This window comes from Devosia sp. FKR38, from assembly GCF_005222805.1.
Classification (GTDB): domain Bacteria; phylum Pseudomonadota; class Alphaproteobacteria; order Rhizobiales; family Devosiaceae; genus Devosia.
Map to the genome: position 1 here is coordinate 1,560,471 of NZ_STGC01000005.1, position 11,879 is coordinate 1,572,349.

Genomic DNA, 11,879 nt, shown 5'->3' on the forward strand with positions numbered 1-11,879 from the left:
TTCAGTGGATTTCCGGCGCCTTTGCCTCCCTCCCCACCCGGGTCGCGCCTCGGCGCGCCCGAGTGCAAGCTCTTGAGGGGAGGGAACGAGGGAGGGGGTCCATCGGTGGCCCACGGCACCACCCCCCTCCCCAACCCTCCCCCTCAGGGGGGGAGGGGCGATAGAACCACGTCCATCTAAACTTGAGACGATCTAGTCGCGCATGGCGATGGCAAAGTCCTGTTCGCGCCACGCCTGCCGGTCGGGATAGAACAGGGTAAAGCGGACCATGCCGAACTGGGCCAACACCGCGCTGTCCAACTCAACGCCATGCATGCCGAAACCCAGCGGGGTGGCATCGCGCTCGCTGACCTGTTTCCAGTCACCATCGCCGAAATGCAGCACGAAGGGCTTTTCGCTTTCGATGCGCACAGACCGCCCTTGGGGCACGCTGGCAAAGGCGCTGCTTTCCCGCCAGATCCAGCACGCCGCCTGGGGCGCCTGCCCGCCATAGCGGGTCTCGACCTGAGCAAAGCTCTCGGCGCTGCGACCCGTGACCGAGGCGGCCAGCAACTTGAGCAATTCGCCATGCGCCCAGACCAGCGGCATGGCGCTGCCACTCGGCTTGCCGGGCTCAAGGCCCCGCTCGGGGATGGCGGCGCTGTCCCAGATCTGCTCGGGCAGCAGGCCTCCCGGCCCGGCCATGCGCACCATGGCGTCAAGATAGGGCGCCGGGTCCTCCCCGGCCGCGACGGCATAATGGCCGCGCTCGCCGGTCAGCAGCGGCCACAGCCGGCCGATGCCAATGCCGTCAAAGGCGCTGCCATCGTCCTTTTCGCCATAGCCGTCGCCATTGTAGCGATAATAGCTCGGCCCGCTCGGCGTCTCCCGGCGCAGCACATGATCGACCAGCTTGACCGTGTCGGCGATGCGCGGGTCATGCGGCGAGCGCAGCCCGGTGCGCACCAGATAGAGAAACTCCATGCCCAGCAAAGCCTTGGCCTCAACCCGACCATTGGCAACATTACGCCGGTCGATGGCTCCGGCCAGCCCGCCTTCGGCCGGGCGCGGCGACATGCGGACATAATAGCCCGCAATGCCGGCATCAGCGGCCAGTGGCCCCTGGGCAGCATAGGTCCAGTCCTCGATGCGCTCGTTCCAGCAATCAGCCAGCGCCAAGAGATAGTCCCGCTCGGCGTCGCCGAAATATTCTGCGCCAACCACGAGGGCCGAAATCACCACCGCCAGGGTAAAGGGGCTGGCGCCGGCATTCTCTTCCCAGCGGTCCTGATCGCTCATCGGCCCGTTGCGGACGATAAAGCCAATCGCCTTGCGCACCATGGCCTGCTCGGGCGCGCTGAAGGTCAGGTGCCCGGCCGCCTGCAGCTTGGCGGCCAGCAGCACCGGCAGCGCCACCTCGTCGAGCTGCTTGCCGGTCCAATAGCCACGACCGTCGGGGAAATAGTTCTGCGCCCAGCTGCCGTCATCGGCCTGGGTGCCGATCAAATAATCTAGAGTGCGCCCGGCATCCTCAAGCTTGCCGATGGTGACCAGAGCGAAGGCCGCCTCGACCGTGTCGCGCGTCCACACCAGATGATAGCCGCCGGCATCATCATGGCTGCTGCCCCAGGGCACGCTGAGGCTGGCCACCACGGCGCCGGCATAGGTGCGATCCTCATGCACCTTGATGACCGAAGCCGAGAGCTCGGCCGCCCGCGTCAACTGCGGCGTGGCATAGGGAATGCGCAGCCCTGCCGTCCATTGCTGCCACTGCGCCACGAAGAGATCGAGCGTCTCATCGTAATCATCCGCCAGGCCCGAGCGCGACAGGGTCCGCGCGCCCTCCGCCGTTTCGGCAAAGCCCAGTGACAGCGTGCCGCTATTGGCCGCCAGCTCGCCCATCAGCGAGACATTGCCATCCCGTGCTTCGGGATAGCTCCAGGCCATGGCGCCATTGGCGTGAAAATCCTGCCAGCCATCCGAGTAGCCGACATAGCCGGCGCTGCTGCGCGAAAAGCCGCTATCGGCCCGCAGGCACAGCGCCACATTGGCGCCCAGCGCCGACAGTTCGTCGCTGGCAAAGGCATCATTGCTGGCGTTGCCGCCCAGATGCGGCGCCAACAGGGCATAAAGGCGCATGCCGTCGCCCGACAGCGCATAGCGGATCAGCAGCGTGTCGCGCAGCGGATGGCAGAGGAATTCCAGTTCCAGCCGATAGCCCGGCCCCTCATGCACCACCTTGGGCAGCGGCACGCCATCATGCGGGGTGGAAATGGCATAGCGATTGGCCCGCTTGATTTCGGTCCAGCCATCGGGGCCGGCGACGATGAAACCGAGGTCGCGGATCTGCGGATGGCCGGTCGAGGGCCAATAGACCTCGTTGACGATGCCATGGCCGATGGTCGCCCAGATGCGGCTACTGCCCAGCGCCGTGGTCACTGCATCCTTGTCGCTGGACGACCAGGTGGGGGCAATTCCGGGAGCACCGGGCGGCGCGTTCTTGATCGGCTGCATTTCGGTCACTCTTCGGTCAACGCTGTGTCAGCCCAAACGCGGAATCCGCCAGCGAAGGCGTTGTCATTTTCGCCACGGCGGCACTTGGGCGGCAGCTCCTTGAGGTGGTCCACATTGCCACCCCCGATCACCACATAGTCGGGCTCCAGCGCCGCGGTGAGGCGCTCCACCACGTCAAAAACCGCCTTGCGCCATGCCTTGTTGCCGCGGGATTCGCGGCTCGCCTCGCTGACATAATCCTCAAAGGTCTTGCCCTTCTTATAGGGCAGATGCGCCAGCTCCATCGGCTCGGCAATACCATCGACGATCATTGCTGCGCCCAGCCCCGTGCCCAGTCCGAGAAACAGCATGCGCCCACCCTCGTAGCTGCCAAGGGCTTGCATCAGCGCATCATTGACGATCCGCACCGGCTTGCCCAGCGCCGCCGCATAGTCAAAACCCACCCAGCCGGCGGCCAGATTGTGCGGCTCGGCAATGGGCCGGTTATGCACCACCGGGCCTGGATAGCCGATGGTGACACAGTCATAGGCCTGACCATCCATCATGGTCCTGACCGCCGCGCACATGGCCTCGGCCGTCATGTCCGGGCCGGAAACGGCCCGCAGCGGCGCACCGCCCGCGCTGGTGAGGCATTTGACATGCGATCCCCCAACATCAACGCTGAGCACAATTGCCGGCGCCTTGGCACTATCGTCCATTTCGCTGAGTCCCCTTGTTCGGGCGAGTGAGCGTCCGACATGCCAGAAGGACTGTGGTCCATTTGCGGCCAGCCGGGATCTGCGGCCAATCTTGCAGATTTGTAAGCCGGGCGCCAATTGCAGCTTTGGCTGGACATGCCATGATAGCGCCAACAAGGCTCCCCAGAGGGCTGTTAAGAACCGGACCAGTGGCGCGACCATGAAGATATTGATTGCCGAAGACGACCGCACCTCGGCCCAGTTCCTGATCAATGGCCTGAGCCAGGAGGGCCACAGCGTCGAGCATGTGACCGACGGCCGCGATGCGCTCTCGTTCTGCCTCTACAACAGCTGTGACCTGCTGATCCTGGATCGCATGATGCCGGGCATGGATGGCCTATCGGTGCTCAAGGCGCTGCGCGCCGCGGCCTGCGCCGTGCCGGTGATCTTTCTCACCGCCATGGGCGATGTCGACGATCGGGTCGAGGGCCTGCTCGCCGGCGGCGACGACTATCTGGTCAAGCCATTCCATTTCTCCGAGCTGATGGCCCGCATCACCGCCCTCACCCGCCGTCCGCAGGAAACCGGGCAGACCACGCGGCTGACCGTGCATGACCTGGAGTTGGACCTGCTGACCCATGTGGCCCGCCGCGGTGGCGAGCAGATCGAGCTGCTGGCCAAGGAATATGCCCTGCTCGAGGTGCTGATGCGCAATGCCGGGCGCATCCTGACCAAGACCATGCTGCTCGAACAGGTATGGGATTTCAACTTCGACCCCCGCACCACAGTGGTGGAAACCCATATGAGCCGGCTGCGCAGCAAGGTGGACAAGCCGTTCGATGTTGCGCTCATCCACACCACGAGGAATTCGGGCTATTCGATTCACGCACCACGCTAATGTGACCTCGGGCGAGACCTTTCGCTCCATGCTGCTGGTGACGGCTGTGCTCGTCATTGTGCTCAGCATTGCCGGTCTGTTTGCCTATAACCGCATTTCGAGCGCCCTGACCGAGCAGCTGCGTGCCAGCGTGGCAGAGGACTTTGTGCTGATGCAGGATGCCGAGCAGCGGGCGGGCGAATTGGGCCTGGCGCAGTTCATCACCTGGGCCAGCGCCACCCGCGCCGCGCCCAGCTTTGCCTTTGGCCTGTTCACCCAGGGCGGCGTCGCTGTCGCCGGCAATATCGCCACCGCACCCGCTTTCACCGGCTGGGGCACCATCACCCTCCCCGCCACGGCAACCGAGCCGGCCCGCGCCATGCTGGCCCGTGCCGGCATGATCGGCGACCATATCGTGGTGGTCGCGGGCGCCAATGAGGCGGCCAGCCAGGTGGGCGAGGCCGTGCTGGGCACGCTGACGCTGGCGGGGCTGGTGATTGCCCTGTCCGGCCTTGCTGTCGGCTACATCGCCAGCCAGAGCGCCTCGCGCAAGCTGCGGCAGCTGGCCCGGACGCTGGAAAGCGTGGCCGGCGGCAATACCGAGGTGCGCCTGCCGATCAGCGACCGCAACGACCAGTTCGATTTCGTGTCGCGCGAGATCAACGCCTATCTCGACCGGTTGTCCGAACTGATGGCGAGCCTGCGCAACACGGCCATCGCCATCGCCCATGACCTGAAATCCCCGCTCAACCGCGTCTCCATCCTGCTGCAGAACGCCGTTGCCGCCCCGCCCGAGGAAACCGCGGGCTATCTCGAACGGGTCGAGGACGAGATGGAGGGGCTCAAGGCGACGCTCGACACCATCCTGCGCATCTCGCGCATCGAGGCCTCGGACGACACCTCAGCCTTTGCCCCCTTCGACATGGGCGCCATGCTGGCCGATCTGGCGCAGACCTTTGCGCCGGTGATGGAAGACCAGCAGCAGACTATCGCCTATATGGCGCCCAGCGGGCCGGTGTCCCCCGCCTTCGGCGACCGCCGCATGCTGCAGCAATTGCTGGTCAATTTGATCGAGAATGCCGCCCGCTATGCAGGTCCGGGCGCGGCCATCACCCTGGGCCTTGCCGAAGGCCACAGCGCGCCGGTGGTGTGGGTCAGCGACAGCGGCCCCGGCATTCCGGCCGAGCAGCGCGACAGCGTGTTCGCGCCCTTCTACCGCATGAATGCCGAGCGCGACGAACGCGGCACCGGGCTGGGGCTGGCCATGGTCAAGGCCATCGCCGCCCGCCACCGCGCCGGCATCGTGCTTGAGGATGCCAATCCGGGCCTGACCGCTCGCCTGACGCTGCTGCCGCAAGCGGCCTTTTCCCGGGCCTGACCGAGCCAAAGTCCTGCGCAGGGCGACAAAAGTGCGGCGCGCCGATTGCGTGATCCATATCAACGGCTATGATGCGAATGACTGTTGGAGGACGGTCGCTCTCCCATCACACCGTGCCCGCCGCCTCACGCGCGCCGCACCATCGCGAAAAGACAGCCCCATGGCCACCACCTGGACCGCGGACAACGGCAACGGCACGTTCACCAACCCGTTGTTCTACGAGGAGTTTTCCGACCCCGACATCATCCGGGTCGGCAGCGACTTCTATATGACCGGCACCACCATGCACACCATGCCGGGCCTGCCGGTGTTGCATTCGACCGATCTGGTGAACTGGACGCTGCTGGGCTATGCGCTCGATCAGCTCGACCTCGGGCCCGAATTCCGGCTGGAGGGCGGCGAAATCTATGGCCAGGGCATCTGGGCGCCCTGCATCCGCTATCGCGATGGCCAGTTCTACATCTTCTCCAACGTCAACAAGCAGAAGACGCAGATATTCACCGCCAGCGATCCGCGCGGCCCCTGGCAGCACAGCGAAGCCAGCTACAATTACCATGACCTGACGGTGTTTTTTGACGACGATGGCCGCGCCTATGTTGTCTGGGGCTATCGCAATCTCAAGATCGCCGAACTTGACCCAACGCTGCACCATGTGCTGCCCGGCACCGAGCGCGACCTGACGCCACCGGACAGCCTGATGGGCGAAGGCGCCCATTTCTATAAGGTCAACGGCACATATCTGATCACCAGCGCCTGGTTCGTCGGCCGCATGCGCATGCCCTGCGCCCGGGCCGAGCATCTCGATGGCCCCTGGGAGGTCAATCCGGCGATCTCGATCGATGAGGACTTTGGCCTCGTCGACGGCCACAAGATCAAGGGGGCCGGCATTCCCTTCACGCCCGAGCCACCCTTTGAAATCGTGCCGCCCAACCCCGGCAACAATGGCCGCCTCAACCTGCACCAGGGCGGCATTGTTGACACGCCCGACGGGCAATGGTGGGGCTGGTCCATGATGGACTATAACGCGCTGGGCCGGCTCACTTGCCTCTCGCCGATCACCTGGCAGGATGGCTGGCCCTATTTCGGCCTGCCCGGCAACCTGGGCCGCACCCCGCGCACCTGGGTCAAGCCCGCCGTGCCCGAGACCGCCATTGCCGTGCCCTGGCCACAGCGCAGCGATGATTTCGACGCGACCGAGTTGAACCCGCTCTGGCAATGGAACCATGTGCCGGTGGCGGACAAATGGTCGCTCACCAAGCGGCCTGGCTACCTGCGGCTGCACACAATGCCCGCCAAGGACTTCTGGTCGGCCCGCAACAGCCTGACCCAGCGCGCTATCGGCCCACGCTCCATAGCGACCGCACAACTCGATGCGTCAGGACTGGCGGTAGGCGACGTGGCGGGTCTCGCGCTACTCGGCATGCCCTGGCGCTGGGCGGGCCTGGCCCGCACCACCACCGGCTTTGAAATCCGGCACTTTGACTATCAGACCGGCGAAACACTGACCCAGGCGACAGAGGCGAGCACTATCTGGTTGCGGGCGGACAGCGACTTTCTCAGCGAAGAGGCGCAACTTCTGGTCTCGATCGATGGCGCGCACTTTGCGCCCATCGGTCCCCGCCACATCATGATCTTCCAGCTCAAGACCTTCCAGGGCATCCGCTATGCGCTGTTTGCCTATAACGCCCAGGGTCAGGCCGGTGGCCACGCCGATTTCGACAGCTTCACCCTCGACGAGCCGCATCCGCGCGGCCTGATGCAGCCCATTCCGGCCGGGGCCAGCGGCACGCTGGTGCTGGCGCAAGACCCAAGCGTCGGGCTGGCGGTGGACGTCGGTACCGTAGTGGCCGGCCCGCCGATGACGCTCAGTGTCGAGGCCGTCGCGCTGGGCCGCGTGATCCTCCGCCATGCCGATGGTCCGCTGTCAGTGACGGCAGGCGGCGTGGTGAGCCTGGGCGGGCTGACCGGCAGTGCCACCGAATTCCAATGGATGGAGACGCCGACCGGCGAGATCATCCTGATGTCGCTCGTCACTCACCGCTATCTGCACATCCATGCCGATGGCATGGTGCGCGCCGACAGCCCCGGGCCCCGGCCCGATGGGTTGGACGGCGTTCGTTTCCGTTTTATCGTCAGCTGATTGTCCGCAATCCTGGCCCCGCAACCCAAGCCGCGAGAAGATCGATGACCTATCTCTACACCACCCTGGGCAAGCGCAGTGCCGACCAGTTCGGGATGATCCTGCCGCATGAACATGTGTTCGTGGACCTGCGCACGCCCGACCAGCCGGGCTATGCCGAGGCCGACGAGGCCGAAGTGCTGGCGCTGATGGTGCCCGAGATCGAGGCCATCAAGGCGCTGGGCGTCACGGCGCTGGTGGAATGCTCCACCGGCGGCGTCGGACGCCGCGCCGACATGGACATCGCGGTGAGCCTCGCCACCAATTTCCCCATCGTCGTGCCGACCGGCAATTATCGCGAACCCTGGATTCCGGACTGGGTGCGCGAGGCCAGCGAGGCCGAATTGGGCGACTGGATGCTGGGCGAACTCACCGATGGCATGGACGAGACGGGCGTGCCGGCCGGCTGGATCAAGATCAGCGCCGGGGATGACGGCATCACCCCGCTCGAGACCCGCATCCTGCGCGCCGCCGTGCGCGCCTCCAAGGCCACCGGGGCCCTGATCGGCAGCCACACCATCCGTGGACGGGTGGTGATGGACCAGCTCGATATCATCGCCGCCGAGGGCGGTGCCATCGATCGTTTTGTCTCCATCCACACCCATGCCGAGCCCGATTTCGGGCTGCACAAGGCCATCGCGGCACGCGGCGCCTGGATCGAATATGACAATATTGGCGCCGTGCCGGTGGCCGAGAGTGCGGCGTTGATTGTCCGCGCGCTTGAGGCGGGGCTCGGGCCGCAATTGCTGATCAGCCATGACCGCGGCTGGTTCGACCCCGCCCTGCCCGGCGGCGGAACGCCCAAGCCCTATACTGTGGTCAGCACCGAGCTCATTCCGGAACTCCTGGCCCACGGCGTGACGCAGGAGACCATCGTGCAACTGACTCACGCCAACCCGTTCCGGGCCTTTTCGCGGCCCTGACCTCAGGCTGGACGGACGGCGTCCGCCATGATGCGTCCTGCCCGAAGGGTCAGGACGCGGAAGCCGGTCGCCGTCACATCGGCATGGGTGATGACCAAAGCGGTGCGCCCGGCAGTGAGCCGGGGCACATCGGCGAGGAAATCGGCCTCTGCCTGCGGGTCGAGCCCGGTGGTCGGCTCGTCCAGCACCACAACCGGCGCCTGCGACAGCAGCGTGCGGGCAAGGCAAATGCGTCGAGCCTGGCCGGCCGAGAGGCTTTGCCCGCCCTCGCCCAGCACGGCATCAAGCCCACGCGGCAGGCTGCGGATGGCCTCGCCCAGCCGCACCGCATCGAGCACCGCCCAGAGCGCGGCATCATCGGCATCGGAACGACCGATGCGGAGATTGTTGCGCACGGAGTCGTGGAACACCGGCGCGTCCTGCGTCATCAGGGCCACATGCTGGCGCAGCGCCGCCAGCGGGATCTGGCGGCTGTCGACGCCGCCGACCACAATGGCGCCGGCCTGTGGCTGCAACAGCCCGACGAGCAATTGCGCCACGGTGGACTTGCCCGCCCCGCTGGGGCCGCGCAGGGCGACGCATTCGCCTTCGGCAAGGGCAAAGTCGAGCCCGTCGAGCACCTTGGCGCGCGCATCATAGAAGAAATCGACACCCTGGAACGAGAGGCCAGCACCGGCATCGAGCGGCACGGGCAAGCTGGGTTCCGCAACGCTCGGCCCGCTACCGGCCACATCCACCAGCCGCTCGGCCGCCGCAATCGAGCCGGCCAGCCGGCCCGCACTGCGCACCAGCACGGCCGAGACTTCAAAGCTCGCCATGACCGCCAGCACCAGGCCCACCAGAATAGGCCCATCCATGCGCGCCTGGGCGACCGCATCAATGCCCGCGACCAGCGTGCCAATCACGATGACCACCGAGATCATCTGCACGGCTGCTGCGGCCAGACTGCCCAGCCGGCCCAGCCGCTGCTTGACCGTCGACAGGCCCTCGGCCTGCGTGGCAATCCGCGCTGAGGTTTCCTCCAGCGCACCAAAGAGGGCGAGGTCGCGATGCCCGTCGAGGCTTTCCAGAATGGTGGTCCGCAATTGGGCGCTGGCACGGGCGGTCTGGTTGCCCAGCTTGCGCGAGAGCTGCACCAGCCCGACCGGCACCGCCACGGTGGCCAGCAAAAAGCCGATGGCATAGACCGGCGCCGCCGCCGGCAGCAGCACGACCAGCAGCAGGCTCATGCCGATGCCGGTGATGACAGCCACAGCGATCGGCCCCAGGGCAACCAGAAAAACCGTATCCAGCGCGTCGAGATCGGCCACCAAGCGGCTGACCAGATCGCCGCGCCCGATCGACACCGGCAGCGGCAACCGCGCAAACATGCGGCCAAACAGCCAGCGACGCAGGTCTGACAGCGCTCGCAAGGTAGCGCCATGCCCGGTGAGCTTCTCGAAATAGCGCGACAGAATGCGCACGAAGGAGAGGCCACGCACCCCGGCCGATGGACCAAAGAGGTTGAACGCCACCCCAGCGGTCGACAGCGCCGCCGCCGTCAGGAACCAGCCCGACAGACCCAACAGGCCAATGCCGGCCGCAACCGTGATCGTGGTCAGCACAATGGTGAGCAGGAACAGCCCGCGCACCGGGCGGAAGGCCGGGAAGAAGCTCAGGAGCGCTTTCATGCTGCGCTCCTCCGTCCGGCGGGTGGCAGCTTGGGCACTGGCATGGGCAACAATTGGCCATCGACCAGCCGGAAGCAGCGATCCATCCGCGCCGCCACCGCATCGGCATGCGTGACCACCACCATGGCGCGGTTGCGCGCAAAACCCATCAGCTCGTCCAGCACGGCCTGCTCGGTCTCGACATCGAGATGGGCGGTTGGCTCATCGAGCAGGATCAGCCCGGGCGTGCGCAGATAGAGCCGCGCCAGCGCCACACGCTGCCGTTCGCCGCCCGAGAGGCCCAGGCCCGTTTCGCCCAGCGGCGTGTTCAGCCCCCCTGGCAGCAGGCTGGCAAAACGACTGACCTGTGCCCGGCGGGCCGCATCATTGAGGCGCAGAGCGTCGGCGGAGCGATCGCCCAGACCGATATTGTCGGCAATACTGCCGGCAAAGATCAGCGGCCGCTGCCCTACCATGCCGATGATGTCTCGCAGCTGTTCCGGCGGGATATCGTCAAGCTCGCGATCACCCAGCAGCACGCTGCCACGATAGGGACGCAGGCCAGCCAGCGCCTCCAGCAGGGTGGATTTGCCGCTGCCGCTGGGGCCGATGATGGCGATGTGTTCGCCCGGCTTGAGCGCGAAGCTGGCGCCACGCACCACGGCGCGGCCATCGGGCGCATCGACTGCGACATCATGCAGCGCCAGGCCGGTGCCCAGCGCAATGGCCGCGGCAGCCACCGGCACGGGAGACGCCTCGACGATGGCCTCCCCGTCGAACTGTGCCACAATCTCGGCAACAGCAGCCTTGGCCGTCGCCCGATCATGATAATGCGCCGCCAGCAGGCGCAGCGGCTGATAGACCTCGGGCGCCATCAGCAGGCAGAACAGTCCTGCCTGCAGCGAAAAGGGCGAGAAGCGCAGATTGACCAGGCCGAGATAGCTCAGGCCGATATAGAGCGCGACGCCGGCAACGCCCAGCGCGGCAAAGAACTCAAGCACTGCCGAGCTGAGAAAGGCGATCCGCATCACCCCCATGGTGCTCTTGCGCAGCGCCTCGCTGGCGGCGCCGGCCTGCTCGATCTCGGCAGCATCGCGCCCGAACAGCTTGAGCGTGACCAGCCCGCGCAAGCGATCAGCAAAATAGCCGCTGAGCCGTCCCTGGGCGGCGGCCTGCTGGCGATTGGCCGCCTCGGCGCCCCAGCCGACCAGCGCCATGAACACTGGAATGAGCGGCGCGGTGATCACGAACAGCAGGGCGACAAACCAGTCCACCGGCAGCACGGCCACGGCGATGGCCACCGGCAGCAGCGCCGCCTGCACCATGGCGGGCATATAACGCGTCAGATAGCCGTCCAGCGCCTCGACCTGATCCACCAGCGCCGCCGACAGCGCGCCGCTCGAGCGGCTGGCCGTCCAGATCGGGGCTTTCTGGAACAAGCTCTCGACCAGCGTGCTCCGCAGCCGCGACTTGGTCTGCTCGGCGCTGGCAATGGCCAGCACATCGGCGCCCAGGCCCAAGGCGACGCGCGCCAGCATCAGTAGAGCCAGATAGACCAGCGGCGCCCCCACCAAGCTCACCGAGAAGCCATCCACCACCGTGCCCTGCAGCAGATCGGCCAGCAGCCAAGCCTGCGGGATGAGCAGCAGGCCCGAGATCAGCGGCAGTGCCATGGCAGTTCGGCCGGCGGCCGTCGGGGCGGA

8 protein-coding genes are annotated in these 11,879 nt (G+C 66.3%); 4 read left to right on the plus strand and 4 right to left on the minus strand.

Going from position 1 to position 11,879, the window contains the following annotated elements:
• Positions 1 to 192: 192 nt before the first annotated feature.
• Both E8M79_RS12530 and E8M79_RS12535 read right to left on the minus strand, forming a co-directional pair.
• Positions 193 to 2,493 carry a glycoside hydrolase family 15 protein gene (locus E8M79_RS12530; RefSeq protein WP_137152221.1) on the minus strand — a complete coding sequence of 767 codons (2,301 nt, stop codon included), beginning with the start codon at positions 2,491 to 2,493 and terminating at the stop codon, positions 193 to 195.
• A 5-nt stretch (positions 2,494 to 2,498) separates the two neighbouring features.
• Entirely contained in the window at positions 2,499 to 3,191 is a 693-nt protein-coding gene (locus E8M79_RS12535; RefSeq protein ID WP_137152222.1) for an ROK family protein, read from the minus strand.
• A 199-nt stretch (positions 3,192 to 3,390) separates the two neighbouring features.
• On the opposite strand from E8M79_RS12535, the gene E8M79_RS12540 reads away from it, so the two are divergent.
• The 4 genes from E8M79_RS12540 to E8M79_RS12555 all read left to right on the plus strand — a co-directional run bounded on the left by E8M79_RS12540 (position 3,391) and on the right by E8M79_RS12555 (position 8,527).
• The gene (locus tag E8M79_RS12540) at positions 3,391 to 4,068 is read left to right on the plus strand and encodes a response regulator transcription factor (RefSeq protein WP_137152223.1); all 678 of its coding nucleotides are present in this window, start codon (positions 3,391 to 3,393) and stop codon (positions 4,066 to 4,068) included.
• Position 4,069: 1 nt separating this feature from the next.
• On the plus strand, positions 4,070 to 5,425 hold the full coding sequence (locus E8M79_RS12545; protein ID WP_171015843.1) for a HAMP domain-containing sensor histidine kinase: 1,356 nt from the start codon (positions 4,070 to 4,072) through the stop codon (positions 5,423 to 5,425).
• 160 nt (positions 5,426 to 5,585) lie between these two features.
• The gene (locus E8M79_RS12550; protein ID WP_137152225.1) at positions 5,586 to 7,565 is read left to right on the plus strand and encodes a glycoside hydrolase 43 family protein; all 1,980 of its coding nucleotides are present in this window, start codon (positions 5,586 to 5,588) and stop codon (positions 7,563 to 7,565) included.
• A gap of 44 nt (positions 7,566 to 7,609) precedes the next feature.
• Positions 7,610 to 8,527, plus strand: coding sequence for an esterase (locus E8M79_RS12555; protein ID WP_137152226.1), 918 nt, complete (start codon positions 7,610 to 7,612; stop codon positions 8,525 to 8,527).
• Between the two features lie 2 nt (positions 8,528 to 8,529).
• Here E8M79_RS12555 and cydC read toward each other — a convergent pair whose 3' ends face one another.
• Positions 8,530 to 10,197 carry a thiol reductant ABC exporter subunit CydC gene (cydC, locus tag E8M79_RS12560; RefSeq protein WP_137152227.1) on the minus strand — a complete coding sequence of 556 codons (1,668 nt, stop codon included), beginning with the start codon at positions 10,195 to 10,197 and terminating at the stop codon, positions 8,530 to 8,532.
• Positions 10,194 to 11,849, minus strand: coding sequence for a thiol reductant ABC exporter subunit CydD (cydD, locus tag E8M79_RS12565; RefSeq protein WP_205747909.1), 1,656 nt, complete (start codon positions 11,847 to 11,849; stop codon positions 10,194 to 10,196). The genes cydC and cydD overlap by 4 nt, the downstream gene beginning before the upstream one ends.
• Positions 11,850 to 11,879 lie beyond the last annotated feature (30 nt).